The organism is Armatimonadota bacterium (assembly GCA_018268395.1).
Classification (GTDB): Bacteria; Armatimonadota; Fimbriimonadia; order Fimbriimonadales; family Fimbriimonadaceae; genus JAEURO01.
In genome coordinates this window covers 906,698-933,598 of sequence record JAFDWQ010000001.1, presented here as the reverse complement: position 1 = coordinate 933,598, position 26,901 = coordinate 906,698, and the positions used below count along the sequence as shown (strand labels likewise).

The following is a 26,901-nucleotide window of genomic DNA, read 5'->3' as shown; positions in this document are numbered from 1 at the left end:
GCGGCATGAACGATCACAGCCTCATCGAGATCGTCCTTCACCTGGACAAGCACCTCGGCGCCATCATCGCCACGTACCAGGGATGGACTTACGGCATCTTGGCGCTGTGCATCTTCTGCGAGACCGGCCTCGTCATCACGCCGTTCTTGCCGGGAGACACGCTCTTGTTAGCCGCGGGGCTCTTCGCCAATCCCATTCATAAAGGGCTCAATATCACGATCCTGATCCCGCTCTTGATCGCGGCGTCGATCCTTGGGGACAACACGAATTTTTGGATCGGAAGAGCGGTCGGCAAAAGGCTCTTCAGCAACCCGAAGTCGAAGGTGTTCAACGCGAAACACCTGGAGAAGACCCGCGCCTTCTACCTGAAGCACGGCAAGAAGACGATCATCATGGGCAAATGGGTCGCGATCGTCCGGACGGTCGCCCCGTTCGTAGCCGGTATGGAAGCCATGCCGTACGCCATGTTCTTCCCCCTCAGCGTGATCTCGTCGGTCATCTGGGTCGTCGTCTGCACCCTGCTCGGGTACTACCTAGGGGAGATCCCGCTCGTGCGCGACAACTTCGAGTGGGTGATCCTAGGCGTCCTTGGGATCACGTTCGCCATCATCGTTCTCGAGGTCTGGCGGCACAAGAAACAGTCCCGTGCGGACGCGCGTGATAAACTGGCCCAGACCGAACCGTCGTAAGGCCGAGCATGAACGTCACCGAGATCATGGAGGTGCTGCCGCACCGCTACCCGATGCTGCTGGTCGACCGCATCCTTGAACTCGAGCCAGGAAAGCGGGCTATTGGGCTCAAGAACGTCACCGTCAACGAGTCGTTCTTCCAAGGACACTATCCCGGTAAACCGATCATGCCCGGGGTCCTGATCATCGAGGCGATGGCCCAGGCCGGAGCGGTGATCCTGCTCACGTTCGAGGAATACAAGGGTTTCGTCCCCGTGATCGGTGCGATCGACGAAGTGAAGCTCCGACGTCCCGTCGTTCCTGGCGATACGTTGATCTCGGACGTCGAACTCTTGTGGATCAAACGAGGGGTCGGTCGCATCAGAGGCGTCTGTACGGTGGACGGTCAGACGGCGGCCTCGATGGAAATGACCTTTAAGCTGTTGCCACCAGGGACATAGGAATTGGCGAAGATCCACCCGAGCGCGGTCGTAGAACAGGGCGCCGAACTGGCGGCTGACGTCCAGGTCGGGCCGTTCTGCTACGTCGAGTCGGGCGTGACGATCGGGGCCGGGACGAAGCTGATCTCGCACGTCACCGTCCGAGGCGGGACGACGATCGGGCAACGCAACATCTTCGCCCAGGGCGCCGTGATCGGCGGCGATCCTCAAGACCGGAAGTGGGCCGGTGAGCCGACCTTCCTGAGGATCGGCGACGACAACAACTGCCACGAGTACGTCACGATCCACCGCGCGACGGGAGAAGGGCAGACGACGGTCGTCGGCGACCGCAACTATTTCATGGCCTTTGTGCACTTGGGCCATAACGTCGTCGTCCGGAACGACGTGACGATGGCGAATTCGGTCGGCGTCAGCGGGCACGTCACGGTCGAGGACATGGTGACGGTCGGGGGTATGACCGGGATCCACCAGTTCGTCCGTATCGGACGGTTGGCCATGGTCGGCGGAATGTCCAGGATCGTCCGCGACGTCCCCCCGTTCATGCTCGTCGAAGGTCTCGAGCAGACCGTCCACGACATCAATGCCGTGGGACTCCGCCGCCTCGGCGTCACCCAGGATTCGCGTTTGGCCCTCCATAAGGCCTGCAAGCTCCTGTTCAAGTCGAAACTCGGACTGTCGAACGCGATGGAGATCGTCCAGCGCGAAGTGAAACCCACGTACGAGGTCGAGTACCTCATGTGGTTCCTCGAGCGGCTGTTCCGCGGAAAGAACGGCCGAGGCGACCAGAACATCGAGCCGCACCCTCCGCCCCCGAGCGATCCGGGCCTGGCGGCGCAGGTACCCTCCGGTTCACGATGACCGAACGCCTTTGGGCGCCCTGGCGTTTCGACTATGTCCGTCAGGCAAGTGCCGTCGAATCCGGCCAATGCCTCTTCTGCGAGGTTTTGAACGCGCCGAGCGACCGCGACGGTCTCGTCCTTTATCGGGGGGACAAGGCGTACGTCATGCTGAACGCCTTTCCTTATACAAGCGGGCACGTGATGGTCGCACCGTATCGGCACGGGAACGACGTCCAAGCCCTGGACGAGAGCGAACTCTTGGACGTAGGAAGGCTCGTCCAGCGTGCAGTAGGATGGCTGAAGACGGCGTATCGGCCGGAGGGCTTCAACATCGGGGCCAACGTCGGTTCGGCGGCGGGCGCCGGTATCCCGCAACACCTGCATTGGCACGTGGTGCCGCGCTGGGCCGGGGACACGAACTTCATGACCGCTGTCGGAAACGTCCGGGTCATCCCGCAAGACCTCCGCGAAACGTGGGACAAGCTGCGTGCCGTCATCGAGGCCGAGTAGCCAAGCCTGACTTCCGGTCGTTCGGTCGGCTAAAGTGAATCCGGCGTGCCCGATCCCGCGAGACTGGAAGGACTCAAAGTTCAAGCCTTGGCTTGCACGTCGTGCGGGCTGTGCGAACGTCGCCGGAACGTCGTGTTCGGCGAAGGGAACCCTTCGGCACCGCTCGTCATCGTCGGCGAAGGCCCTGGCGACGAAGAGGACAAAACGGGGCGGCCCTTCGTCGGGCGTGCGGGCAAGCTGCTCGACCAGGCGCTCCTCGACAACGGTCTGACACGCGAGCACGTGTACATCTGCAACACGGTCAAATGCCGGGCCGCCGATTGGTCGTCGGGCCGGCCCCAGAACCGCCCTCCATCCGATAGCGAGGCTGCGACGTGCCGACAATGGCTGATGCCGCAACTCGAGGCGATCGGCCCGGAAGTGATCCTGTGCGTCGGGGCGCCGAGCTCCCGCAACCTGATCAAAAAGGACTTCAAGATCACCGTGGAACGGGGCCGGTTCTTCCAGTCGGCTCTGGCGCGGGCGATCCTGGCGACCTTGCACCCTGCCTATATCCTTCGGAACCAAGGAGCGGCAAGCGACGGGGGCTACTCCCTTCTCGTCGCGGACGTGAAAAAGGCCTTTGAGGCGGCGGTCAAACTCCGGGAGAAGCACGGCCCGCGGTTCAGCGGGCCGCCGAACGGCGGATCCGCACTGTCCGTCGCCGAGACCGTTCGACAGGGGTCGGACATTTGACGACCACCGAATTCCTTGCCGTCCTCAAGGAGTGTCCGCTGATCGCGTCGGTGCAAGCCTCCCCCGGCTCGCCTCTGGACGATCCCGAAACGCTCCTCAAATTGGCAAAAGCTTCGCTGATGCAAGGGGTGAAGGTGCTACGGCTCGAGGGCGTCGAGAACATCAAGCGGATCAAAGGTGAGACCGGCGTTCCTGTGATCGGGCTGATCAAACGCAAGTATCCCGACTCCGAGATCTACATCACGCCGACGATGCGCGAGGTCGAAGAGTTACTGGAAACAGGTTGCGAGGTCATCGCGATGGATTGCACGGGACGGTCGCAACCGGGTGGGGAGACCTTGGAGCCCATGCTGGCAAAGGTCCGTGCGGCCGGAAGGATCGCCCTCGCCGACTGCGATTCGCAGGCCATGTTCCTTCGTGCGAAGCTCTGCGGCTTCGACATCGTCTCCTCAACGCTCGCCGGTTATACAGACCAAGACTGCGGGTCCCCCCGACCGGACCTACTATTGGTCAGGGAACATCGCTCAGGTCTACCGTTGCTCGCAGAAGGTCGCTTCGATCAGGAGTCCCAGGTGAAGGCTGCGTTGGCAACGGGAGCGATCGGTGTCGTCATCGGCTCAGCGATCAATGACGCCTACAAGCAGACGGCGAAGTTCGTCTCCGCGACCCGGAGACCGCAGAGTGCGGTCGGGGCGGTCGACATCGGTGGAACCTGGATGAGGTTCGCCACGTTCGGCCCTGACTGGAAGCCAGGACCTATCGTTCGGATCCCTCTACCCGATTCGAACGAAGTCCGGAAGTCTTGGATCCTTGAGCAGTGCCAGAACGCCGGAGTCGCTAAGGTCGGGATCGCGACGGGCGGGACGATCGATCCCAGAACGGGCAAGATGCATGAAACGAAGGACACCATCCCGGACAACGTGGGATATTCCTTCCGCGAGGGACTCCGCGCCTTTCCCTTGAACGACGGACTTGCCGCAGCATGGGGGCACGCTTGTGCTCCGATCGGAATCGGAGAGAAGACGTTCACGATCTCACTCGGCACCGGTGTCGGGGCGGGCTACGTCGTTCGTGAAGAACTACTGACGGCGTGGAACGGCCGTTATCCAAGAGTCAACGACCTCTTTTTGCCCGGCGGCCTGACGGTCGAAGAGTCTTTGGGCGGCAAGATCGCTGCCAGGCTCCATTCAGATGACGAAAAGTTGGGATACTACAGGGTGTTCGAGTCGGTCTTGGCCCTCGTCCACGATCTTTTCATGCCAGACGGAATCGTCGTCTGTGGAGGCGTCGCCGCGAGCGATTGGTTTCAGAAGCTGGCCGAAGACGAGGAGCTTCATGAACATGCCTGTAGCCTTTCACCGTTCGGTGAAGACGCCGGACTCTACGGCGCAGCAGCCCTTGCGCTCTGGCCCCCGATAGGTGTGTTCTCACGATGAACGGCACACCTTCCGGACCGCTCCACCCCCTGCCCCCTCCTCATGTTCGGGGCACGAACCATCCCCTGCACACGAGGAGGGGGTCCGGATGAACGTCGCCATCGTCGGTGCCGGGATCATGGGACTTTGCACCGCCCGGGAACTGCTCAAGCGCGGCCATCAGGTCACGCTCTTCGAGCAGATCCGACCGGGGAACACACAAGGGAGTAGCCACGGCCGCTCGCGCATCGTTCGGCAGGCTTACCCCGATCAGTTCTATACGGAGATCCTGCTCGAGGGCCACGAGATGTGGCACGACCTTGAGAAGGACTTGGGGCGCAAGCTGATCCACGAGGTCGGGCTCCTGTCGATCGGACGGCACGACTCGTCCGAGATCGTGCACGAACTGGACACGTTGGACAACCTGAACGTCCCGCACCGGGTCTTGACAGACGTCGATATTAAAACGGTCTGTCCACAGATGGCTCTCAAACATGATGAAATCGCAGTCATGACTTTGAGCGCTGGATGGGCCGACGTCCCCGCCGTCTTGGAGGGGCTTTTGAAGGCCGTCCAAGATCGGGGCGCCGACTATGTCGAGGGAAAAGTCACCGACTTGAGGGCCCTAAACGGCTTCGACCGCGTCGTCCTGACCACCGGCGCGTGGGTGACAAAGTTCCTCGACCTCGATCTTCGAGTGACGTTGCAGACCGTCGTCTATCTGGACTTTGAAACCCAGGGGCCGGTTTGGATCGACTACTCCGATCCCATGCTCTACGGCTTTCCCAGCGAACCGGACGCTTCGACGACCAAGATCGGCTTCCATCCGCCTGGCCCCGAGACCGATCCGGAAGACGTCGAACGGATACCACAAGAAGATGCAATGGCGTTAATGATCGACCGTGCGCGTTCGAGGTTTCCACGGGCCGCCTGCACCGCGACCGTAGTCGAAGCCTTGGGGTGTCTCTACACCGTGTCCACGAACGAAGACTTTCGGCTCGGCTGGGTCGATCGTCGTGTGCTCTTCGCCAGTCCGTGCAGCGGGCACGGGTTTAAGTTCGGCCCGTGGATCGGCCGTTTGATCGCACAGGTCACGCTTGGCGAGGAGACTCTTGACCGTTGGCCGAGGTTTGCGCCTTGACGTCGGAGTCCTCCGCCGGCCCGAGCGTCTGCTGGCCGAGCCTGGCGAATTCCTCGACGAACTGTAACCGGTACCTGAGGGTGGCGTGAGCGTCTTCGGATTGAAGGTCAAGTTCGGCCAGTTCCACCTGGTCCTTAATGTTCTTCACCAACTTTCTCAGGTCGGACATGACTCCTTTGCGGGATTTCGAAAGAGGCATCGTCAACTCACCTGTTTTCCATTAATGATTTTCGGCATCGGAGGGGCCTTCCAAGAGGTCAGATCCATCAGTGGCGCACCATGTTCAGCATGAAACGAGTCAGAAACGGAGAAGAATCGTGACAACTGGGGACATTATACCGCAGTGGTATTGGTTCGCCGCATGGGTGGCGCGCACCCTGTTCTTTCAAGCCATGGGAGGGTGCCGTGTCGTCGGGAAGGAGAACGTGCCGCGCGAAGGGCCGGTCCTTGTCGCTCCGGTCCATTGTAGTCACCTGGACCCGCCCCTCGTGGGCAGCACGTGCCCGCGGATGCTCCGGTTCATGGCAAAGGAAGAACTGTTCCGGAACGCCCTTTTCGGAAAGCTGATCCGTAGTCTTGGAGCGTTTCCGGTCAAACGTGGGGAAAGCGATGCTGCCGCCATCCGTCGTGCCCTCCAATGGCTTCAAGGCGGCGAAGCCGTTCTGGTGTTCCCGGAGGGGGGAAGGAACGACGGCGAGACGATGAACGCGGTCTTACCCGGGACGTCGGTCTTGGCCAAGCGGAGCGGTGCAGCGATCGTCCCCGTGGGGCTCGGAGGGACGGCCGTGATGTTTCCTAGAGGAGCCCGGCGACCGAAACGGGGCCGGACGACCGTGGTCTACGGGCGGCCGTTCACGTTCGACGAGGCGGCGCCGAGCGGCGACCGGGACGAGTTCGCCCGGTTTTTGTCCGAACGGATCGCGGAAGCGTGCCGGGAAGCGGGGCTCGAACTCAGAACTTCTGACGCAACGAGAGACCGAAGTGGGTCCCGTCGGCTTCGAACACCGTCTTCAAGTCCAGACCCGGAAGCGGACGGATCCTGATTCCGGCTGCGGCCCGGCGGCTGTCGTGTTCGCCCAACAGGAACACGCGGTCCGAAAACGGGAGGCTCACGTTGACGAACGCCAGGCCGGACGACCGCGACCAGAGACCAAAAGTCAGTTCAGTGGGCACGTCCTGGTTCAAGGCCCCTTCGTTGCCGTAGCGGTACGTCATCGCCAGGTAAGCGGCCCGGCCGTTTTCGCTCCGGTTCAGAACGTCCTGGACGCCCACGCTCAGGCCTGGCGCGACGTCGACGATCGGTGGCGTGTAGTTGTAGGAAAGGTCGAAGCTGGCCGACCAGTCTTGAGTCTTGGTCCTCTCGAGGCTGAATTCGAGTTCGTAGGCCTTCAGGAAGCCTGTCCCGAGCCACGCGCGGGCGTCGCGTTCTCCGGGAACGCCCGTGTACTCGAGGCGGACCGTGCCGTCCAAAAGCTTGCGGCCCAAGGGGACGGTGATGTCCCGGTCAGCGCGTACGGCGACGGCCGCTCCCACGACGACGAGGCAGACGACCAGGCGCACGGGGTGACGTTACCCGCTTCGGGAGAGGCGTTCGAGCGTGGCCTCCATGATCGGGGCCGTTTGGGCGCTGACGGTATAGACGAGTGCCTCACGGTACACCCGTTGTGCATCGTGGTCGATGCTGTTGGCCGCTCCGCTGCTCGCCGCGACGCCCGCATGGGCGCACCTGGCCGCGAGTTCGATCGCCCACGCACGGACTCGGAGCTTTTCGGCGGTCGTGACGTCTTCCGTCGAGGTCTCCTGGGCTTTCACCATGGCCTCTCGGCACGCCAAGACCTCGGCTTCGAGCTTCTGGTGCGCGGTCCTCAAGAAGTCCGTCCGCTTCTTCTCGTACGCCCGCCAGACCACGTCAAGGCCGGCGAGAGCGCATCCGACCGCGAAGAACCCTTGGATCGTGATGTTGATGAGGTCGTTCTGATGGATCCAGCCAGGCGGCTTGACGAAAGCGACCCGATCGTCGGTCAGGGTCAAACCAGCGAGGTCGGCAGTGACCGTCAACGGTGACTCCATGGCCGCCAGTTTCATCGGCTCGCTGAAAGTGATCCCTGGAGAATCGACGAAGGGAACGATGCCGAACACGGCGCTCCCGTCCGGTAACGCCGCTCCGATCAAGAACTCCGGATAGAAGGTCCAACCCGTCACCCATGGCACATGGCCGCTTAAGAGAAAGCCGTCAGCATGGGGCTCGGCGGTGAGGATCGGCGGACCGGGGCGGCGCAGTTGGCTGAAGCCGATGCCGACGAGCTTTCGACCGTCGGCCATGAGGGGCAGATATTCTTGGGCCAGCGCCGCGTTCTCGCCTTTGGCGATCATGCTGCCGGCGCTTTGGTGTTGGGTCTGAAGGAAGGCGAGTGATCCGGACCGCCGGGCCACGGATTCTTGGAACGTCCTGAACTCCGGTTCAGGAAGCTCGGGCCCACCGAACGTCCGAGGTCTTCGAAGGGCCATCAGGCCTTCGTCGCACATGCCCTGCAACGCTTTACGAAGTTCTTCGGGATCACGGTCGATCGCGTTCGCGTTCGGGGCGACGCGGGTCGAAAGGAACTTTTCGGCGCGGTCAAGGACGTCGTTCATCTCCACTCTCCTTCGGGGTCGAACACGGCCTTCAGGCGGGACGTGAGCCGAGGGGCGGAAGGCTCGGGCCAGCGGTGTCCGGCCGGCCCCAAGACCCAACCCTCGCCCGGTCGGGGTGGCTCCGAATCGACCCAAAGTGTACACGAGGCCGGGTCGGAGGCAAGGATGGACCCCACGCCCATCTCATACGTCGAGAACATGCTCCGCAACGTCCTCACGGCCCAGAAGGGCCCCCCGCCCCATTCGCTGTGCCGGACCGCCTCGACCTTCGGTAAAGCCCGGATCGGCCATGTCCGGAGCGTCGCTTCGAGCACCGGCCCGAGGGAACCCCACGACCCCACGTAGAGCTTGTGGACGTCGTACCCGGCCACGCTCTTGACGACTTTGGCCCCAGAGGAGGCAGGGCCGCCCTTGAACCAGACTTCGGCGTGCAGGAGCCAGTCCTTGACTCCTCCGCACTGAGCCGCAAGGGCGTGCGGCAGATTGGCGCCGATCAGACCTCCGACCGTACCGGGAACGCCGCGAAGCAGCGCGCCCCAGTCGTCGGTCGGGATCGGCAAGGTCTGGCCGTACCGGGCGAGTTCGTGCTGCAAGTCGTCGATCCGGGTGCCCGTTCCGACGGTCACCGTCTGGTCTTCCGGACTCACGTCGACGATCTCGGAGCGTCCCGCTCCGGCGTCTAAGAAGGGCCCGGAACTGTCCGGTAGGAAGAACGTCTTCGTTCCAAGGCCGCGGACCAACTTGCTCACGTCGCCGCACCCCGCCACCGAGAGCGGTGTTCGATGCACCCTTTTTGATCAGGGAACAACTTGCAAGGGTTGCACAGATCGTTGACGTCGAAGACTTCGCGGACAGCATGTTGAAGAGCCAGGCTCCCAGGTGACAGAGACGACGCCCAAAGCCCGGCCTTCTCGACTCCGACGCCATGTTCGCCCGTGACCGAGCCTCCCAGTTCAAGGCACTTCGAGAGGATCGTCTCACCCGCAGCGACGACCCGGTCCACGGCGCCTTCGACCCTGTCGTCAAAGTAGAAGCACGGATGAAGGTTGCCGTCGCCGGCATGAAAGATGTTCGCGACGCCGATCCCGGCTTCGTCCGCGACCCTGTAGACGAAGTCCAGCATTTCGGGGAGTTTCGAGCGTGGAATGACGCCGTCGTGGGTCACGATCGTTGGAGCGAGCCGGCCCATGGCGCCGATCCCCTTTTTGCGCGCTGTCCAGAGCTTGGCCCGTTCGGCGTCGTCGGCCGCGAGCTGTTCGAATTCCGCCCGCATAGCGGCGCACACGGCCCGGACCTCGGCCATTTGCGCTTCGGCCACACCGACGGGGCCGTCACACTCTACGAGCAAGAGAGTGTCGACGGTCGACGGGAACTCCAGTCCGAACGCAGCTTTCAAGGCGACGAGGATCCGGCTGTCCATGATCTCGAGAGCGGCCGGAAGGACGCCGGAGGCGATGACGGCGGACACGGCTTCTGTCGCCGACCGTGGGTCGCGGAAGCCGAAGAGCGCGGTCCTCACTTCGTCCGGCAACGGGGTCAGCTTGATCCAGGCTTCGGTCACCGTGCCCAAGGTCCCTTCCGCTCCGATGACGACGTCGATCAGGTCGCTCCACGGCTGTCCAGGAACGCGTGAACCCAGCTCGCTGACCTCGCCGTCCGGTCCGACCAACGTCAGGGCCAAGACGTGTTGGGCCGTAACGCCGTACTTCAGCGTGTGAGGGCCGCCGGAGTTCTCACTGATGTTGCCTCCGACGGTGCACACGCTCTGGCTCGAAGGGTCAGGGGCGAAGTGGAGGCCGAATGGACGCACGCTTTCGGACACTTTGAGGTTGACGGCCCCTGATTGGACGCGGAGGCACCGGTCCTCGACGTCTGTTTCCAAGATCCGCGTCATCCGTTTGGTGCTGAGGACGACGCCGCCGAGGGCAGGCATGGACCCCCCGCTAAGGCCGGTCCCTGCTCCTCGAGGCGTATAGGGGACGCTATGGGCCAGGCACCACCGGACGACGGACCGGACGTCTTCCGTCGACTCCGGGAACACGACGCACGAAGGGAGGCTACGATCGACGGTGTAGGCGTCGCAATCGTACGCTCTCCGGACCGCCTCGCCGCCCAGGACCCTTTCGCCCGACAGCAGTCCGGCGAGCGCGAAGACCAATTCCGCTTCGGTCATCGTCTGTCTCCGGATTCTATCCAGAAGCGCCGGTATCCTGACGGCGTGTTCGTGACGTTCGAGGGCCCGGAGGGAGCGGGCAAGAGCACGGCCGTGTCCGGGTTGGCGGACTGGTTGCGCGTCATGGGGAAGGACGTCTTGATCACCCGGGAGCCTGGGTCAGGCGAAATCGGTGGAGCGATCCGGAAGATCTTGCTCGAAGGGGGCGAGGTGCCTCCCGTTTGTGAGCTTTTCCTCTTTTTGGCGGATCGGGCCCAGCACGTGGCGAACATCGTCCGGCCCGCCCTGGTCCGTGGGACGGTCGTGTTGTGCGACCGGTACGCCGATTCGACGGTCGTGTACCAAGGATATGGCCGAGGACTCGACCTGGAGAGGTTGCGGGACTGGAACCGATATGCGACGGGCGGTCTCGTCCCGGACTTGACGCTCTTGTTAGACGTGGATCCCGTCGTCGGGATCGGGCGTCTAGGGTCTGCCGATCGCATCGACGGTGAGCCGATCGCCTTTCACGAAACGATCCGTCGTGGGTTCTTGACGGAAGCTTCGCTCGAGCCCCAGCGTTGGCGGACCATCGATGCGGGCCAAGATCCGGAGCGCGTCCTGACCGCCTGTCAGGACGCGCTTTCCGAAGCACTAGCGGTCTAGCCGCCGGGTGTGCGCGACTTGTCCTGGTAAGCAGGTCGGACGACAGGTTTCGACGGGTTCTTGGCAAGCAACTTCATCGCCTCGTCCACGGCGCGCTCGAGCTGCGGGTCGTGACCTTTCCGCCAGAGGGCCGGATCCATTTCGACCTCGATGTCGGGATCGACACCGTGGTTCTCGACTTCCCATTCGCCCTTCAAGTTGTAGAAGGCGATGTTCGGAGCCGTGACCCCGCCGCCGTCCATCAGGCTTGGAAAGTTGAGGATCCCGACCAGGCCGCCCCACGTCCGCTTCCCGACGATCGGCCCTACTTTCGCCTGGCGGAAGTGCCAAGGGAAGTAGTCGCCGCCCGATCCCGCATACTCGTTCACGATCATCACCTTGGGGCCATAGATCGCACCGAGCGGTGAGGAGAAGTCCTTGCCGTACCGGGACGCCCACCTCGAACGGAGCGGCCGGTTCAGATTGTCGACCATAAAGTCGTCGACCTGTCCGCCATGGTTGAACCGCTCGTCGATGACGATGCCTTCTTTGCCGACCTGGGCGTAGAAGTAACGGTTGAAGTTCGTCCAGCCGCCGACGTTCGTGTCCGGAATGTGCATGTATCCGAGACGACCGTTGCTCAGCTTCTCGACCTTGCGGAGGTTGTCTTCGCGCCATGCCAAATGCCGGAGACCCGCTTCGCTCGGAACGGGGACCACCGTGACTTCACGCGACTTGGAACCGTCGGCGTTCGGCCCGACTTTGATCCGTACCTGTTTGCCTGCCGTCGCCTCGAGCACCTGGTGCACGCTGTCCTTGGCTGTGAGCTCGCGTCCGTTGACCGCGAGAAGGAACTCGCCCACGACGACGTTGACGCCCGGCTGGGTCAACGGTGCACGCAGCGACGGGTTCCAGTTCTCTCCGTCGTAGACCCGCGCGAACCGATATCGTCCCTGTTCGAGCTTGTAGTCCGCTCCGAGAAGCCCTCCAGGAACAGCGGCGACCGACGGGACGTCGCCACCGCCGACGAACATGTGACCGATGCAGATTTCACCCAGCATGTCCTCGAACAGGTAGTTCAGATCGTTCCGTGACCGCACGTTGGCGACGAACGGCTCGTACTTGCGCTCCATCGACTTGAGGTCGATCCCGTGAAAATTGGGGTCGTAGAGGAAGTCGCGTTGGATGCGCCAGGCCTCGCGGTACATCTGCCTCCACTCGTCCATCGGCTCGACCTTCGTCGACATCGAGGAAAGGTCCAGCGCACCTTGGCCCGGGCCCGAGGGAGCCGCGGTCGGGACGATCGCCCACAGCGGTCCGCGTCCGACCAGCATCTTTTCACCGTTCGGAGTGACCGACAAGACACCGAAATCGGACGTGAGCGGGGTCGCTGACCGGGTCGCCAAGCTGAACTTGGTCAAGGTGACGCGGGGCTGGGAGAGGATCGACGCTACGGCCGTTGTGTCTGCGGCCAGGACGCTGTCGGCCGGCCCTGGCAGCAGGGCCTGATAGTTTTTGGCCGGCAGCGGCAATGCCAAGATGCGTTGACGGATCCGGTCCAGATCGATCCGGAACTCCTCCTTTTTCGGTTCCGTCTTCGGCGCGTCAGGCGTTTTAACGGCTTCGTCGTCGCTCTCAGGCGCCAGGGGAGACGGGAGGTCGTTCCGCAAGACGGTGACATAGACGCTCGAATCTTGGTTGATCGAGCGGTACGAAGACAGGTCGAGCCAACTGTTGCTGTGGCCCGAGTTCGTGCTCGCCGTAAAGTAGAGGTACTTGCCGCCGACGTCGAAGACCGGGTTCCTGGCGTCGCCCAACCCGTCCGTCAACTGCGTCGCCTTTCCGGATTCGAGGCTGTACACGAAGACGGCGGAGAGATGGCTGTCCAAGTCGCGCCGGTACGTCAACCACTTACTGTCCGGCGACCAAGACGGCGATAAGACGTACGTCGGGTTGACGTACGGGTTCACATCGACTTTGACGTTCTTGCCCGACTTCAGATCGAGGTACCAGACCGAGTTGCGGTTGTCGCTGTATGCGACCTTCGTGCTGTCGGGAGACCATGTCGGTCCGTAGTAGAAGGCAGGCGCTTCGCCCAAGACGTACGACTTCGGCTCGCCGGATCCCGAGGCGGGGCGGACCACCAGCCTGTACTCTCCGCCTTCGTCCGACAGATAGCAGACCGACTGTCCGTCGGGTGACCAAGCCGGGGACCGCTCCATGACGCCGCTGGTCTGCGTCAGGTTCTTGATATCGCCCTTTGCGGCCGGGACGGTGTAGATGTCCCCGCGCGCTTCGAAGACGGCTCTGACCCCGGTCGGCGAAATGTTCGAGGACGCGATCAGTGGGGCGACGCTCTTGTACTGCGGTCGGCTTTCGGGGAACTCGCCGGCGATCCGGACGTCGACGATGGACACCTGTCCCGTAGACGTGTCGAAGAGGCCGATCTCGCCGAGCCGTTCGAACGCGATGGTCGTCCCGCAGACGGTGGCCGACTTCATCTCGAAGGTGCCAGGCTTGACCCGCTCCGCGACCTTGCCCGATCGGAGGTCGTAAGAGAAGAGGGTCGTCGGGCCGTTTCGGTCGGAGAGGAAGAAGACCGCACCGTCGGTCCAGAGGGCGTTGGTGTCGTTCGAGTTCTTGCGCGGGACTTCCTTGACCTGCGAATCGCTCAGGTCTGCGATCCACACTTTCGACGTCTGACCGCCGCGGTACCGCTTCCAGGCGGCCTGCCAGCGGAAACCCGGATCGTAAGCCAGGTGTCTGCCGTCGGGTGAATAGCTGCCGTGGGTGCCGCTCGGTAGCGGCAACCTCTGTGGCATTCCCCCCGTCATCGGCACGGTGTACAGCGCCGGGAGGTCCGTTTCGGTCTCGTACGTCGAAGAGAAGAGGACGGACTGACCGTCCGGCGTCCAACCGATGACCGTATCGTTCCCGGCGTAGTAGGTCAACCGTTGGGGTTCACCGCCGCCCGCGTCCATGACGTAGACGTCGTTCGTCCCGGAATACTGGCCCGTGAACGCGATCCGCTTCCCGTCGGGAGAGAACGTCGGGTCGGACTCCGTACCTGCCGAGGTCGTCAGCCTGACGGCGTCGCCGCCCTGCCTGGCAACGGACCAAAGGTCGCCTGCGAACGAGAACACGACGTGCGTCGCGTTCGCGGTCGGGTGCCGCATCAAGAGCGGGCCCGACAACGGAGGTTGAGCTTCCTCGACAGGAACGCCGAGGACGAGAGCGAGAGACAAAGAAAGCACGAACGGTCACTACTGTTCCAACCTCCGCGCAGTTTCACGACCTGCCTGCTTCAGCTTCGGTCGCCTCAAAGTGGGCCTAGTCGGGGCCACTCCGTCTCGATGCCTTCCCGGATCAGAAGACCCTGAAACTCGGCCAACAGGGCGGGCGAAGCGTGGACGGCTTGTGGAGGCACTCCGTGGACGATGCAGAACAAGGCGAGCAGACCGGCGGACTCGCCGATGTTCCACTCCACGGGGTGGAGCCGGAAGCAGCCGTTGGTCACGTGGGTCGTCCCGATGTTCTTGCACGCGGGCAACAGGTTTGCCGTCTCCTTTGGTACGAGAGCGCCGAGCGGGATCTGGAACGGCAAGGCGCCGATATCGATGGTCGCGGCACCGTTGACGGCGGGATGGAGGTCGATGCGGTACGCGCCGACGCCGACGCTGTCCGCGACGTCCCGCGCACGGTCTCGTCCCGGATTACAGTCGACGGCCACGTCTTGTTCCAAAACGGTCGTCAGAGACTTGATCCTTCGGCCCTCACGGATGTACGGCGCTTTCGCCAAACCGTCGCGGGTGCCCGTGACATCGGGTCGCAACCGGAGGCCGCGGAACCCCGTTTCGGTCTGAAGCCAATAGAGGACGCTCAGCGTCAATTGCCTGCTGCCACGCAGGTGGGCCTCTCGCGACGCGCCGTCGACCTCGACGATCGACCCGGTCATGTAGTCGTTCTGCGGCCAGTTCATGACGGTGACCGGGTTCGATCCCTGAATCCCTTGGCTCTGCGAAACGATCTGGCGGTATCCGAACAACGTCAATGGCCCACCTGACCTGTACGTTGAGACTTCGCCGTCTTCAGGTTCGAACAACGGCAAGGTCATGGGTTCGCCCGTCCTGACGTTCGGGAAGGTCAAGTCCAGAAGGCGGCCCGTCCAATGGGGCGGCACGAACTCACGCCAGAAGCCATAGTCCTCGGGCTCTGCGATCGTGTGGTCTGCGCCGCTACCGTCCCACTCGATGGCCGCGCACCATGTAAAGGCCTGGACGTTGTCCGGCTGGGCCGGCCCGTCGACGGCGTGCGGTTCGCCCGTCTCGTCTTTGCTTTCCGCCCCGAGCGTCCATTCCGTCCCTGTCATCGGTAAGAGGTCGCCCGTCTCCGTGGCGTCGAGGACGAACCTTGGTTCGATCCACTGTTCTTCTCCGGTGGCCACGTTCCGGACGTGGACGGCCCGTACCGTACAACCGTCGGTCATCGCCGCGGTCGCGACGTGACGCAGAAGGACAAGAAGGCTTCCTTCACTGTCCGGGCCGACGACGGGGCCGGATTCGAGCTGTGTCCGGAAGGCCAGGGCAAAGTCCGACGGGAGGGTACAGAGGCGGCTGACCCATCCCTGCCCGGGGTTAAAACCGCCGTCGTACGGGGACAGGTCGGCCCGGCTTGTCCGAGTCAGGGCAGACCGCCGCGCCCGGTATCGGAACTCCCGGTAGCGACGGGTACACCCGAACTGCTCGATCCAAGGGTGTTCGTCCGGAGGGACGCATTGGGACGTGAACTGTCCGCCGAGGCAATCGGTCTCTTCGGTCAGGACAACGGTCAAGCCCCGACCCTTGAGGGCGGCGGCCGCGGCCGACCCGCCCGTGCCTCCGCCGACGATCAACACGTCGCACTTCACGCAACGATGCTACCAATGAAGGGGGGACGGCGGCTCGCTGGTTGCAGTCCGGCGTCCAAGGGCGGCATACTGCGGCCGTCGGGGCGGGTATAGGGCCATGATCCAGTGTCCGAACTGCAAGAACACGTTGCCGGACTTCGCGCAGAAGTGTCAGTTCTGCCAGGCCGACGTGACGAAGGTGCCGAGGGCCAAGGGTTCGGCCAAACCGGGGGACGTGGCCGGACAGTCCGGCCGCTATGTCTCGCACAAGTTCGTCTGGGGGCTTTACTACACGATCTCGGTCTGGTGGATCGTCGGCGGCGCGATCGGTGTGGCCGAACCGTTCCTGACGGCTAAGGGCCAAGAGCTTTCGGTCTTTAGCTATGCCGGGATCGCGATCAGTGCGTTCAGCGTCCTTGTCGGCATCGGGCTCCTGTTGCAGGCCGAACTGGTCCGGGGGATCGTCAACGTCTTGTCCTTCTTGAAACTGGTCGGAGGGTTGGGAGGCCTGATCGGGTCCTTGCTCGGCATCGTGTTCGCGGGCCCCTTAGGACTCCTCCTCGTCCTCTACAACATCATCAACATCGTCGTGGCGGGTGCGACGATCTGGGTGATCGGGGAGACACGGACCAGGGCCATGTGACCGAGCGAGGACCCCTGGCCGCACACTCGGGCAAAGGTATCCTCCCCGATCCGGCCATGAAGATCGCCTATTACATCCTGCTCACGCTCGGCATCTTGGCGGCCGTCGTATTCTCGCTCATCGTCCTGATGACGGGTAAGGGCGATGCGATGTCCGGTGGCAGCAGCGGCATCCGTACGACCTTCAAAGGGCGTCAAACGATCGAAGACAAGATCGGAAGAATGACCCTGTATCTAGGCGGCGCGTTCATGCTGATCATGCTGGCCTTGGACTGGCTCGGCGCGAACGGCGCCTTCAATTAAGCCCGGTTTGGCGCTGAAGATCCTCCACACGAACGACCTGCACGGACGACTCCGGCCGGATCGGTTCGCGTTCCTGTCCCATGCCCGTGACCGTGCCGACCTCTATTTCGACACCGGTGACTGCATCAAGACCGGCAATCTCGGCGTTCCGGTCGGCCGGGAGGAGGTATGGGGACTTTTCCAACGACTCCGTTGCGACGCGAGCGTGATCGGTAACCGGGAGACGCACGTGCTCGAAGCGGCGTTCCGAGCGAAACTGGCGGGTGCGACCCATCCCGTCCTCTGCGCCAACCTCCATAAGCGCGATGGGACGTCACCGTTGTCGTCCTCTCTGATCCTTGAGAGAAGCGGGTTCAAAATCGGCGTTTTCGGCGTTTCCGTCGCCATGGTGACGGCGCGGATGAAGACCCGGTCGGCCAGCGCCTACCTCTGGGACCCGCCGATCGAGACGGCCGTCAAAGTCGCGGCCGAGCTTCGGCCCCAGGTCGACGCGGTCTTCGCCCTGACCCATATCGGACTCGCCCAAGACCGCGTCCTAGCTGAAGCAGGAGGCGACATCGATGTGATTTTCGGGGGTCACTCTCACTCCGTCTTGGAGAAGCCCGAACTCGTCGCCGGGACATGGATCTGTCAAGGAGGTTCCCACGCGCGGTTCTTCGGCGAATACGTGTGGGACGGCCAGACTTTGACCGGCGGCTTGACGGCCTGGGCTTAACCTTGAACGGCCAGCTTCGTCAGCATTCGGAGAAGTTCGCATCCGGCCGGGTTGTTCTCCAGGCCATAGGGTTGTGCGCCCAGTCCACCCCAAGGGCGTAGGGTGGTGACGACGGTGTGGCCCCGTTTGGCGACGTAACACGAGCGTCCGTAAGTCCGGGTGTCGACCCGCGTCATAAACCACTCGGCCCCAGGAAGTTCCGTTTCGAGCCACTCCCGACTGAGGACGGCATCGGTCGCGACCGGATACAGGAAAGTCCAGTCGTTCTCAGGGACCGGCGGTCGCGAAGTCTGGACGCATTCGCGCCAGAACGGTGCTCTTACGGTCGCCACAGACCGGTCTTCTCCCAAAAACGCGACGACCGGGCGCTCGTCATGAACGCACGATCGGACCGCGTCGTCCCAGCCCGTCGTGACCAGGCCGGACGGACCGTCACGTCCTGGTTGGTCGAGGTGCCGGAAGGGTGTTCCTGAAAGCGTCCAGCCGGCGAGGTCGTCTTTGGACAACCGCTCGTAGACCCGCAGCGGCCACAACGCACCGTTGGGCTCGAAGGCGATCTGCAGGTCCACAGGGCCGGCACCGAACTCCACCTCCAGTCGGGCCACCTCGTGCGGTCGACCCCCCGTGATCTGGATGTCGGACTCGAAGACCTTGGTCCCGCCCACCCTGACGACAGCTGTCCCGAAATGGTCGAGGTCCGACCTGGCTCCGATCGCGATCACGGCAGGGCCAGGAAAGTGGCACCAGGGATCCAGCCAGCCCGGTCTGTTCCCGCCGTCGACCCAAGGAGGTCGCCGGTGGGGGATCGAGAAGAACGTCACAGGCGACGACCAGACGAACGCTTGCGGTTCGAAGGCGTCCTCACCCTGGTCCACGACGCCGGAGGTCGAGATCGGCGTCTCGACGAGACCGGTCACGACGAAGCCCGCGATGTCCGCACGGGCAGCGACGTCCTCCGTGACCCGGTTCCGAACAGCCGCCGACTTTTGCCGCGAGAGGAGCCGGAGCCGTCGTTCTTCCGAGGCGTCGGGAATGCTGTGCAAAGAGTCGAGGACCCCAGGCACGTCGTGCTGCCACCGGACTCCTTGGTCGTTGAGCCTCGGGTCTGAGGACAGCCAGTACGGCCGTGGAGTCGAGACGTGTTCCAGGATCCAAGGACGGTCCGGATCGGCAGTGACCGCTTCAGGACCGCTCCAGCGTCCAAGGGGCCTGTACTCGTCGTAATCGTTGGTTTCGCCCAAAAGGACAGGCATCGCCCGCCGGGGCCCGTTCTGGAGCGAATCCAAGACGGGCGGATAGAACACCGTGTCGCAGTAAGGATGGAAGTCGAAGAACGTCCCGTATTCGCGCAGGTCGCCGCCGTACATCTCGGCGCTTCCCGAATTGTCTTTGACCAAAGGGCACCCGGTCAGGTCGCGCACCGTTTCGAAGAGCCTCCGGCGCACCTCGTGGGGCGTCGATTCCGAAAGCTCACAGCCGCAGGTCCAGGCGACGATCGCGTCGTGCCTCCGATATTGTCGGACGATCGTCTCGGCCTCGGCCAGCATCGCTTCGAGCCGCTCCGGCTCCGGGCTGGGCATCCACAGCGGCAGTTCCACCCAGGCGACGAGGCCCTCTTCGGACAGGACGTCGAGGAAGTGGTGCGGCGGCACCCAAAGGCAGAACTTGACGAGGTTGAACCCGGCTCTCTTGATCCTTCTGACCTCTTTCCGGACGTCGTCGACCGAAGGATGGCAGTGTCCGAGACCGGGGTACCAGCCCCATGACAGGACACCGCGCACCGTCCACGGCCGATCGTCGAGGAACAGCCGGTTCCCTTCGACGCGGATCCGACTCGGCGGGGCAGGCCGGTCGACCCGCGTCGGATCTTCGCGCGAGACCACGAGACGTACGTCCCGAAAGATCCCGCCGAAGGTGTGGAAGACATAGGGCAGGAACCCGCTCAGAACGTCGCGGACCGGAAACGTCGGGCCGCCGTTCTTGACGACTTCGACGGTGATCTCGCGGACCCCCGTCGGCACCGCGACGGCCCAAGCGTCCCAGATCCCTTGGTGCTCACGGACAGGTGTCCCATCGATGGCGACCGTGGCCGCATAGCTGACCCCTTCGAAGACGACCCACGTATCAGGTTCGTCGACGGTGACCGTCGTCCGATAGACGGCAGGGCCCTCCCACCGGACGTCGACGTCTTGACGCCAAGCGTGGGGCACTTTACAGGGTCTGGGCCCGGATCCGTAGTCGACCGTCCAATCCATCGTCAGACGAAGTGCACGTCACCGGAACCGGGGCGGAGTTCACCGATCTCGGCCGCGTGCTCTCCCAAGGCGTTCAATCGCGCGACGACGGGTGCGGCCTGGTCGTGGGAGACGATCAAGATCATCCCGATGCCCATGTTGAAGGTCCGGAACATCTCGTCTTCCGGCACGTTTCCGACCGCCTGTATGGTGCGGAAGATCTGGAGGGGCTCCCACGAACGCTTGTTGACGACCGCTTGCACGCCATGGGGGAGCGAGCGCGGAAGGTTGCCTGTGATGCCTCCACCCGTGATGTGGGCGGCGCCCAACACACCGGCCGACTCTTGGACGACGGTATGGACCGGATGGAAATAACAGCGGTGGGGCATGAGCAAGGCGTCTGCCAACGTCTCGTCCGTACCGGCGAGCTTGTCCCGAACCGATAGCCCGCCGACCTCGAAGAGGGCCCGCCTTGCTAACGAGTAGCCGTTCGTGTGGAGTCCGTTCGACGCGATGCCGACCAATCGGTCCCCAGGGGAGGCTTTGGGCCGCGGCAGCCGTTTGTCAAAGTCGACGACTCCCGTAATCGCGCCGACGACGTCGATCTCTTCATCGGCATAGACGCCGGGGAGTTCGGCCGTCTCTCCGCCGATGAGCGCGCAACCCACGTCCTGGCACGCCGCCGCCGCACCTGAGACGACCTGGTCGAAGACTTGCGGTGAAAGGCGGGAGCACCCGAAGTAGTCGAGGAAGTACAGCGGCCGTGCTCCCTGACAGAGAATGTCGTTGACGCAATGGTTGACGAGGTCCTTTCCGATCCCGGACCAGTCCCCGGCCATGGCCGCGACCTTGGTCTTCGTGCCGACTCCGTCGATGCTACTGACCAAGACCGGGTTGGCCATGTCCGGAAACGTCGCCTGGAACAAGGCACCAAAACCGCCGATCCCACCGAGGACGCGCTCGTTGTGCGTCGCTTCGACGGCGGGCACGATCAGGCGTACGGCCTGGTCCGCCACGTCGATGTCGACGCCGGATGAGGCGTACGTCAAGGCGTCTTCGGGCATGAAACCAGGTTACCCGCCCCATCCGTCCGCGGCCAGAACGGGTAACGTCTCCAGCCGTGAGCCGGTAGCTCAGTCGGTAGAGCAACGCCCTTTTAAGGCGTGGGTCCTGGGTTCGAGTCCCAGCCGGCTCACCACTTTCGTCCTCGTCAGGACACAGCGGGAAGAGGCTTCCGCAACTTCCATCCGCCCCTCGTGAAGTCGGGGAAGTCCAGGGACTTTCCTCGATTCTTCACGGACGCTTCGCTCAACGGCGAGATGGCCGACCATGCCGCGGCGTCGTAGACGTCTTGATCGAGCGGGAGGCCGTTCCTGAGGCAATAGACGATCCGCCACAGCATAATGAAATCCATCCCGCCGTGGCCTCCCTTGTTCGAAGGGTCGCTCGCGATGCGCTTCCACAACGGGTGGTCGAACTTTTCGTAATACGGCTTGAGCTTGTCGTCCTCTTCCCAGGAGTCCGTACTCTTGGACATCCCTTCCACGACCACACGGTCCGGGAAGCCGCCCCAAACGCCTTTGGTCCCCTGTATCAGGTTCAACCGATTGTACGGGCGGGGCAGTTGTTCGTCCCACTGCACCATGATCGACCGCCCAAGGACGGTCTTGATCAGCGACGTGTTGATGTCGCCGCAGACGAACGGCGTCTTGTTCCACTTGTGGTCGGGCGGGAAGTTCTTCTTCGCGTAAATCGACCGGACGCGGCTCGGAGAGCTGACCGACGAAAGAAAGTCGAACCGGTCGCCACGGTTGACGCCCATGTACTGGGCGACAGGCCCGAGACCGTGCGTCGGATAAAGGTTCCCGTTGCGCTTCTGGTATTGGACGGTCCGCCACGAACCCGTGCCGTGTTCGACCTCGTGCATCTGGCCGCGCAGATCGTGGATATAGGCACCTTCGCCATGGAGGAGTTCGCCGAAGACGCCGAGGCGGCACATGTTGAGCACCATGAGCTCTTCACGGCCGTAGCAGACGTTCTCCATCATCATGCACAGCTTGCGGGTCTTTTCAGACGTGTCGACCAGTTTCCAGCACTCGTCGATCGTGACGGCGGCCGGGACTTCGATGAAGGCGTGCTTGCCTCGCTCCATGGCGTCGACGGCCATCCGTGTGTGCCAATCCCACGGCGTCGCAATGATGACGATGTCGACGTCGCTGCGGTCCAGCAGTTTTTTGTACGCCAAGGGGCCGTCCTTATAGACGGCCGGTTTCGCACGTCCGGCCTTGACGCAGGCGGCGGCCGAGCGGTCGGCAAGGTCCTTCCAATCGTCGCAGATGGCCGTCACTTCCACGCCGTCGATCAGCAGCATTTGCTCGACGTGGCCACTGCCGCGTGCGCCGACGCCGATGAACCCGACGCGGACCTTGTCCATCTTCTTTGCGGTCGCGTCGATCATCGTCGACCGCTTTTGTTTGGCCTGCGCTTCACCGGCCGGTCCTGCCGGATCCGGACCTCCGGACGCCATTGCCAGCTTCGAGCCGAGGGCGGTCGCTCCTGCCGCCGCCGCCGCTTTCAGGAACTCCCTGCGTTGCATGGAGCGATGTTATCCGATCACGGGGCCGACCGGCCGAGGAAGAGTCCGACGGTCAGTGAACGCTCGTTCCGTCGGGAGACTCCCGTTCGGGCTGTAGCAGGATCGGAGCCCCGTCCGTGTCGTCGGCGGCAAGCAGCATGCCTTGACTTTCGTGGCCCATCAGCTTTGCAGGTTTGAGGTTCGCGACGACGATGATCTGCCGCCCGATCAGGTCGAGCGGGGCGTACGCCTTTGCGATCCCGGCCACGATCTGCCGCGGCTCGTCTCCGATCCGGACTTGGAGCTTCATCAGCTTCTCGCTCCCTTCGATCCTCTCGGCTTCGATGATCCGGGCCACGCGAAGTTCGACTTTGGCGAAGTCCGGGAACTCGATCACGGGCGCCGGGCCGGCTTTCGGCTTCTCGGACTTCGGCTTGTCTTCCATTGTTTTCTTATCCGGTGCGGGGGCTGTCGCGGGCTTGGTCTCGAGCCTAGGGAAGATCGGGACAGGTTGCGACAGGGCCGTCCCTGCCGGCAACGACCCTTCGTCACCGATCTGGTCCCAAGCGGTCAAGGGGGGCAAGCCGAGTTGGGCCGCCATCGCGTCCGCGGCGTCCGGGATCAAGGGCCGGACCAGTCCTTCGGCTGAACGCAAGCACAGCAGCATAGAGCGGACGACAGAGCCGAGGGACGCGTCCCCGTTCTTGGCCAACGACCACGGAGCCCAAGTATCGATCGCTTTGTTCAAGTAGCGGACAAGGCCCCAAGCCGCGTCCGTCGCCCGGTCGAGCCGGAAATCGGTCATCGCCTGGTCGTACGCCGAACGCGCCGACCAGACGGCCTCGACCGCTTCGGGAAGGCTAGGGCCTTCAGGGACAGAGCCCCCCACGAACTTGTGGGCCATGCTCAGCGACCTGTTCAGGGCGTTGCCAAGGTCATTGGCCAGATCCGAGTTGTAGCGCCGGTCGAAGTCCTCGTACGTGAACGTCGAGTCGCTTTCGAAGGACATCGTCGCGGCCTCGTAGTACCGGAGGGCGTCCACGGCGATCGGTTCCGGAACGCCGGCGCGGGCCGCAAGATCGGCGGCCAGGACCAACGGCTCGACGACGTTGCCCTTGGACTTGGAGATCTTGTCCGCTCCGAGCAGGATCCAACCGTGAGCGACGACCGTGAACGGCCGCTCTTTCGTGACGAAACCGTCCCACGCGCCGACGCCCATAAGCATCGCCGGCCAGAGGGTCGCATGGAACCGGGTCAGGATGTCTTTGCCCAGCCATTGGACGACGGGCGGCCATGCGTCCTCCCAGCCCGCGTCCGGCCATCCGGTCGCTGTCAGGTAGTTGATCAAGGCGTCGAACCAGACATAAATGACCTTGGACGGGTCGTCGGGAAGGGGGATCCCCCAGCCCGGGTTCGTCCGGGACACGCAGAGGTCGCGCAGGCCCTGGTTGATGAAGCTCAAAACCTCGTTCTGCCGCGTTTCCGGAACGACGCGAAGGGTGCCATCGGCGTAAGCGTCAAGGAGGGGTTGCTGGAAGGCGCTGAGACGGAAGAACCAGTTCTGCTCGCTGACCCAGCGCACTTCGTTGCCGTCGGGCGAGAGTCCATCGACGAGCTCCTCCTCCTTGAAAAAGGTCTCCGTCGAGACGTCGTACCATCCTTCGTAGGTGCCTTCGTAGATATGGCCTGTCGCCTGGAGGCGGCGGAACAGCTCCTGACACGCTTTGACGTGACGGTCCTCCGTCGTCCGCACGAAAGCGTCGGACGAGATTTTCAGGCTCTGAAAGATGTCGGCGAACCGCTGGGAGATCGCGTCGACGAACGTATGGACGTCTTCGCCCTTCGCTTCGGCCGCTTCCTTGATCTTCAGCCCGTTTTCATCGGTCCCGACCTGGAAGAAGACGTCGTGCCCGCGCATCCGCATGTACCGAGCGGTGATGTCGCCGCTCAAGGTCGTCAACACGTTGCCGATGTGGGGCGTGCTGTTGACGTACGGGATCGCCGTCATGATCGAGGTCTTTTTCGGCATCGGAAGGGCCGATTGTACCGGGGGACGGCCGAGTCTCCAGGAAGCAACGGACGGCCACCGTCAAGGTCGGCCTGAACGGTGGCCGGCGATTGGCCTCTCAAGGGTCTCAGTACGACGGATTAAGCGCGTACAGGATGGGGACGGTCACGTTTCCCGTCGTCTTCGTGCCTTCGCAGACCACGATCCCGAGAGGGGTGACGACCCTGACGGACGTGTACTTGACGCCGGCGATGGGGGGCTTCACCAGGTTTTTGACCAGCACCGCTTCGCCCTTTGGAAACCAGACGCAAGCTTCCCATTCGGCCCCGACTTTGGCCCGCCCCGCCATTAGGCCGCCGTTCTCAATGTCCGTCGCGACGCTTTCGGTCGCACCGGCGGGTAACGGGAGCAGAGCCATGTTGGGGCCTGTGATCTTGACCGCGCGCGGAACGTCGCCCGGAGGGGTCTTCGTCGCGACCATGACACCGGCATCGTTGATCCCGGCCGCGACGACATCACCGTTCGCGACCGCGAACACGGGGCCCTTCTTGTCGCCGATCACGGCGAAACACGACACGTGCGCGTTCGCGGTCATGTTGCATGCGACGTTTCCGTCCGCCGACACGGCGACGGTGGCCCCGCCCGCGTCGGTCTTGACGACCGGATCCTCGCCGATCTTCATCAAGTAGCCCTTCGTCTCGCCCGTTTTGCTCGCCATGACTGCGATGCCGCCCGTCGCCGTCATCTGGTTCACCGTGACATCGGTGTAGCCGGTCGGGAGGGTCAAGGACGAGACGCTGCCGCTCTTGTAGAGGAACAGCTTCGTCGGGATGACCGTCCGGTCGGAGCAGATCAGGTTCCCGATGTCGTCGATGCCGTCCATGTCCTTACATTCGGCGGGCAGGACGATGTCCGTCGTATCGCCGTCGACCAGCCAGCCGAAGAGCTTGTCCTTGCCGTCCTTGGTGTACTTGCCGACGATGCGACCGTCGCGGGACGCGCCCTTGATCGTGATCGCGGTCGCGCCTGCTGGAGAGACCAGCGTCGTGGCGTAAGACTTCGGCACGGACGTGAAATCCGCTTTGTCGCCTCCGCAACCGACGACGGCGAGCAGGGCGAAGAAGGGGAGCACTCTGGCGGTCACGGCCATATTATGCAGTCTGACGCCTGCCGCCCGGCAGCGTCACGCAGGGCCCCTCTCTCCGGATCAGGCACTGCCCTTGAGAGCGTCCGTCACGGACCAACCGAGCATCGTGCAGACGTAGACGAGATTCCCGCACCATAGGAGGTTTTGAAGCGCCAAGTCGCCGCCGCGCGACCAGCCTGCGAGTGCGAAGGCGACCGTCACCCCGGCCGCTGCGCCTAACGTCAGCGACAGGGAACGGTTGAACGCGTGTTGCGACTGACCGATCGCGTAGTACACGAGGCACGCGAGCCAGAACGAGACCACGGCGACGAGCCCGAGAGCCGTCGCGGGTCGGACCTTCGTCATGGCGGCTCCGGCCGCGACCTGGAACCGTGCAAGGGCTCCCGAAAGCGACAGGCACGCCCCCGCCACGAGGCCCGTTACGAGCTGCATCGCGAGGTTGCCTAGCGTCCATTTCGGAGCGAAGAAGAGGCCGAGAGGCGGTTCCGGCGACAGGGCGACATAGAGGACGGCGGCGAGACAGACGCCTCCACCGACCGCAAGGGGCGGAAAGCTGAACTCCGGGACGTACGTGTCGGACCGTGCCGCGGCGACCGTTCCGACACCTCCTTCCAGAAGTTGTTCGTACTTCCGTTGGTAGACCGGGTTGTTCGGTTCGTACTGTGCGGCGTACCCGTAACTCTGAAGTGCCTTCGCATATTCGCCCCGGAACCGGTACACGTCGCCCAAGACGGCGTGTGGGACGGGCTGCCGGTGCTCGCGGGCGATCATGTCGGCCGCCATCCGTTCCGCTTCGACGATCTTTCCCGTATTGATCAGTTGGGAGAGGCGTTCCGTCTCGGCCGGATCGATCCGGGCTCCGGGGCGCGCGTCCCGCATTCGTTCTTCAGCCCGTCGGGCGAGTTCTTCTTCCTCTTCGCGCTCCTTCTGACGGCGTCTGGCTTCCTTGTCGGCAGGCATCGACGACCGACCGGACTGACGGCCGAGGATGTCGTCATAGGCCGCTTTGCGCCGAGCGTCGCTCAAGACTTCGTAAGCCGTCTGCAGTTCTTGGAACCGCTCTTTCGCGTCTTCTGCGCGGTTGACGTCGGGGTGGAGCGTCCGGGCCAACCGTCGGTAAGCCGCGCGGATTTCGGCTTCACCCGCGCCGAGTTCGAGCCCCAGAGTCTCGTAGTGCGACGGCACTCCGGAT

Annotated in this window: 25 protein-coding genes and 1 tRNA gene; 13 read left to right on the top strand and 13 right to left on the bottom strand. The window is 63.5% G+C overall.

Going from position 1 to position 26,901, the window contains the following annotated elements:
• Positions 1-5 precede the first annotated feature (5 nt).
• The 7 genes from JST30_04270 (at position 6) to JST30_04240 (ending at position 5,769) form a co-directional block, all read left to right on the top strand.
• A complete protein-coding gene (locus JST30_04270) occupies positions 6-689 on the top strand; it encodes a VTT domain-containing protein (GenBank protein MBS1713532.1) in 684 nt (227 codons plus the stop codon).
• Between the two features lie 8 nt (positions 690-697).
• Positions 698-1,129 (top strand): 3-hydroxyacyl-ACP dehydratase FabZ, encoded by a 432-nt coding sequence (fabZ, locus tag JST30_04265; GenBank protein ID MBS1713531.1) that lies wholly within the window; start codon positions 698-700, stop codon positions 1,127-1,129.
• Positions 1,130-1,132: 3 nt separating this feature from the next.
• Complete coding sequence (lpxA, locus tag JST30_04260) at positions 1,133-1,987, top strand: acyl-ACP--UDP-N-acetylglucosamine O-acyltransferase (protein ID MBS1713530.1); 855 nt, start codon at positions 1,133-1,135, stop codon at positions 1,985-1,987.
• Complete coding sequence (locus tag JST30_04255; protein ID MBS1713529.1) at positions 1,984-2,478, top strand: HIT domain-containing protein; 495 nt, start codon at positions 1,984-1,986, stop codon at positions 2,476-2,478. The genes lpxA and JST30_04255 overlap by 4 nt, the downstream gene beginning before the upstream one ends.
• A 63-nt stretch (positions 2,479-2,541) precedes the next feature.
• Positions 2,542-3,213 (top strand): uracil-DNA glycosylase, encoded by a 672-nt coding sequence (locus JST30_04250; GenBank protein ID MBS1713528.1) that lies wholly within the window; start codon positions 2,542-2,544, stop codon positions 3,211-3,213.
• Positions 3,210-4,649, top strand: a complete 1,440-nt coding sequence (locus JST30_04245; GenBank protein ID MBS1713527.1) for a putative N-acetylmannosamine-6-phosphate 2-epimerase — start codon at positions 3,210-3,212, stop codon at positions 4,647-4,649. Before JST30_04250 ends, JST30_04245 begins: the two co-directional genes overlap by 4 nt.
• Before the next feature lie 88 nt (positions 4,650-4,737).
• Positions 4,738-5,769: an FAD-dependent oxidoreductase gene (locus JST30_04240; protein MBS1713526.1), complete on the top strand. Its 1,032-nt coding sequence runs from the start codon at positions 4,738-4,740 to the stop codon at positions 5,767-5,769.
• On the opposite strand, the gene JST30_04235 is transcribed toward JST30_04240, so the two are convergent.
• Positions 5,720-5,938 carry a hypothetical protein gene (locus JST30_04235; protein MBS1713525.1) on the bottom strand — a complete coding sequence of 73 codons (219 nt, stop codon included), beginning with the start codon at positions 5,936-5,938 and terminating at the stop codon, positions 5,720-5,722. The two genes, JST30_04240 and JST30_04235, sit on opposite strands and share 50 nt — an antisense overlap.
• A 148-nt stretch (positions 5,939-6,086) precedes the next feature.
• Here JST30_04235 and JST30_04230 point away from each other — a divergent pair, with 148 nt between their 5' ends.
• Positions 6,087-6,812 (top strand): 1-acyl-sn-glycerol-3-phosphate acyltransferase, encoded by a 726-nt coding sequence (locus tag JST30_04230; GenBank protein ID MBS1713524.1) that lies wholly within the window; start codon positions 6,087-6,089, stop codon positions 6,810-6,812.
• Here the strand turns inward: JST30_04230 and JST30_04225 are convergent.
• The 4 genes from JST30_04225 to JST30_04210 are packed head-to-tail and all read right to left on the bottom strand — an operon-like array spanning position 6,721 to position 10,576.
• The gene (locus JST30_04225; GenBank protein ID MBS1713523.1) at positions 6,721-7,329 is read right to left on the bottom strand and encodes a hypothetical protein; all 609 of its coding nucleotides are present in this window, start codon (positions 7,327-7,329) and stop codon (positions 6,721-6,723) included. The genes JST30_04230 and JST30_04225 overlap by 92 nt on opposite strands.
• 9 nt (positions 7,330-7,338) lie before the next feature.
• Positions 7,339-8,403, bottom strand: coding sequence for an acyl-CoA/acyl-ACP dehydrogenase (locus tag JST30_04220; GenBank protein ID MBS1713522.1), 1,065 nt, complete (start codon positions 8,401-8,403; stop codon positions 7,339-7,341).
• Positions 8,400-9,152, bottom strand: coding sequence for an FAD-binding oxidoreductase (locus JST30_04215; GenBank protein ID MBS1713521.1), 753 nt, complete (start codon positions 9,150-9,152; stop codon positions 8,400-8,402). The genes JST30_04220 and JST30_04215 overlap by 4 nt, the downstream gene beginning before the upstream one ends.
• Complete coding sequence (locus JST30_04210) at positions 9,149-10,576, bottom strand: FAD-binding protein (protein MBS1713520.1); 1,428 nt, start codon at positions 10,574-10,576, stop codon at positions 9,149-9,151. The genes JST30_04215 and JST30_04210 overlap by 4 nt, the downstream gene beginning before the upstream one ends.
• Positions 10,577-10,621: 45 nt before the next feature.
• On the opposite strand from JST30_04210, the gene tmk reads away from it, so the two are divergent.
• Entirely contained in the window at positions 10,622-11,221 is a 600-nt protein-coding gene (gene tmk / locus JST30_04205; protein ID MBS1713519.1) for a dTMP kinase, read from the top strand.
• Here tmk and JST30_04200 read toward each other — a convergent pair.
• Together JST30_04200 and JST30_04195 are read right to left on the bottom strand one after the other, a co-directional pair.
• Positions 11,218-14,454: a PD40 domain-containing protein gene (locus JST30_04200; protein MBS1713518.1), complete on the bottom strand. Its 3,237-nt coding sequence runs from the start codon at positions 14,452-14,454 to the stop codon at positions 11,218-11,220. The genes tmk and JST30_04200 overlap by 4 nt on opposite strands.
• A 65-nt stretch (positions 14,455-14,519) precedes the next feature.
• Positions 14,520-16,106 carry an FAD-dependent oxidoreductase gene (locus tag JST30_04195; GenBank protein MBS1713517.1) on the bottom strand — a complete coding sequence of 529 codons (1,587 nt, stop codon included), beginning with the start codon at positions 16,104-16,106 and terminating at the stop codon, positions 14,520-14,522.
• A gap of 97 nt (positions 16,107-16,203) precedes the next feature.
• Here JST30_04195 and JST30_04190 point away from each other — a divergent pair, with 97 nt between their 5' ends.
• The 3 genes from JST30_04190 to JST30_04180 are packed head-to-tail and all read left to right on the top strand — an operon-like array spanning position 16,204 to position 17,745.
• Complete coding sequence (locus tag JST30_04190) at positions 16,204-16,728, top strand: hypothetical protein (protein MBS1713516.1); 525 nt, start codon at positions 16,204-16,206, stop codon at positions 16,726-16,728.
• Positions 16,729-16,784: 56 nt separating this feature from the next.
• Positions 16,785-17,030 (top strand): preprotein translocase subunit SecG, encoded by a 246-nt coding sequence (gene secG, locus JST30_04185; protein MBS1713515.1) that lies wholly within the window; start codon positions 16,785-16,787, stop codon positions 17,028-17,030.
• Positions 17,031-17,037: 7 nt separating this feature from the next.
• Positions 17,038-17,745 (top strand): metallophosphoesterase, encoded by a 708-nt coding sequence (locus JST30_04180; GenBank protein MBS1713514.1) that lies wholly within the window; start codon positions 17,038-17,040, stop codon positions 17,743-17,745.
• Here the strand turns inward: JST30_04180 and JST30_04175 are convergent.
• Entirely contained in the window at positions 17,742-20,000 is a 2,259-nt protein-coding gene (locus JST30_04175; protein MBS1713513.1) for a hypothetical protein, read from the bottom strand. The genes JST30_04180 and JST30_04175 overlap by 4 nt on opposite strands.
• 2 nt (positions 20,001-20,002) lie before the next feature.
• Entirely contained in the window at positions 20,003-21,043 is a 1,041-nt protein-coding gene (locus tag JST30_04170; GenBank protein MBS1713512.1) for a phosphoribosylformylglycinamidine cyclo-ligase, read from the bottom strand.
• A 58-nt stretch (positions 21,044-21,101) separates the two neighbouring features.
• On the opposite strand from JST30_04170, the gene JST30_04165 reads away from it, so the two are divergent.
• A tRNA-Lys gene (locus tag JST30_04165) sits at positions 21,102-21,177 on the top strand.
• A 12-nt stretch (positions 21,178-21,189) separates the two neighbouring features.
• Here JST30_04165 and JST30_04160 read toward each other — a convergent pair.
• The 4 genes from JST30_04160 to JST30_04145 all read right to left on the bottom strand — a co-directional run bounded on the left by JST30_04160 (position 21,190) and on the right by JST30_04145 (position 26,894).
• Complete coding sequence (locus JST30_04160) at positions 21,190-22,575, bottom strand: Gfo/Idh/MocA family oxidoreductase (protein ID MBS1713511.1); 1,386 nt, start codon at positions 22,573-22,575, stop codon at positions 21,190-21,192.
• A 52-nt stretch (positions 22,576-22,627) separates the two neighbouring features.
• Positions 22,628-24,583: a methionine--tRNA ligase gene (metG, locus tag JST30_04155; GenBank protein MBS1713510.1), complete on the bottom strand. Its 1,956-nt coding sequence runs from the start codon at positions 24,581-24,583 to the stop codon at positions 22,628-22,630.
• 106 nt (positions 24,584-24,689) lie between these two features.
• Positions 24,690-25,706: a hypothetical protein gene (locus tag JST30_04150; GenBank protein MBS1713509.1), complete on the bottom strand. Its 1,017-nt coding sequence runs from the start codon at positions 25,704-25,706 to the stop codon at positions 24,690-24,692.
• A gap of 63 nt (positions 25,707-25,769) precedes the next feature.
• Positions 25,770-26,894 carry a DnaJ domain-containing protein gene (locus JST30_04145; protein MBS1713508.1) on the bottom strand — a complete coding sequence of 375 codons (1,125 nt, stop codon included), beginning with the start codon at positions 26,892-26,894 and terminating at the stop codon, positions 25,770-25,772.
• Between the last annotated feature and the right edge of the window lie 7 nt (positions 26,895-26,901).

What these genes read in the sequence shown, in the direction of transcription:
- JST30_04270 (MBS1713532.1), top strand. Translation starts at nt 6, where the DNA reads ATGAACGATCACAGCCTCATCGAGATCGTCCTTCACCTGGACAAGCAC.
- fabZ (MBS1713531.1), top strand. Translation starts at nt 698, where the DNA reads ATGAACGTCACCGAGATCATGGAGGTGCTGCCGCACCGCTACCCGATG.
- JST30_04255 (MBS1713529.1), top strand. Translation starts at nt 1,984, where the DNA reads ATGACCGAACGCCTTTGGGCGCCCTGGCGTTTCGACTATGTCCGTCAG.
- JST30_04240 (MBS1713526.1), top strand. Translation starts at nt 4,738, where the DNA reads ATGAACGTCGCCATCGTCGGTGCCGGGATCATGGGACTTTGCACCGCC.
- JST30_04235 (MBS1713525.1), bottom strand. Translation starts at nt 5,938, where the DNA reads ATGTCCGACCTGAGAAAGTTGGTGAAGAACATTAAGGACCAGGTGGAA.
- JST30_04220 (MBS1713522.1), bottom strand. Translation starts at nt 8,403, where the DNA reads ATGAACGACGTCCTTGACCGCGCCGAAAAGTTCCTTTCGACCCGCGTC.
- JST30_04210 (MBS1713520.1), bottom strand. Translation starts at nt 10,576, where the DNA reads ATGACCGAAGCGGAATTGGTCTTCGCGCTCGCCGGACTGCTGTCGGGC.
- JST30_04190 (MBS1713516.1), top strand. Translation starts at nt 16,204, where the DNA reads ATGATCCAGTGTCCGAACTGCAAGAACACGTTGCCGGACTTCGCGCAG.
- secG (MBS1713515.1), top strand. Translation starts at nt 16,785, where the DNA reads ATGAAGATCGCCTATTACATCCTGCTCACGCTCGGCATCTTGGCGGCC.
- JST30_04175 (MBS1713513.1), bottom strand. Translation starts at nt 20,000, where the DNA reads ATGGATTGGACGGTCGACTACGGATCCGGGCCCAGACCCTGTAAAGTG.
- JST30_04170 (MBS1713512.1), bottom strand. Translation starts at nt 21,043, where the DNA reads ATGCCCGAAGACGCCTTGACGTACGCCTCATCCGGCGTCGACATCGAC.
- JST30_04160 (MBS1713511.1), bottom strand. Translation starts at nt 22,575, where the DNA reads ATGCAACGCAGGGAGTTCCTGAAAGCGGCGGCGGCGGCAGGAGCGACC.
- metG (MBS1713510.1), bottom strand. Translation starts at nt 24,583, where the DNA reads ATGCCGAAAAAGACCTCGATCATGACGGCGATCCCGTACGTCAACAGC.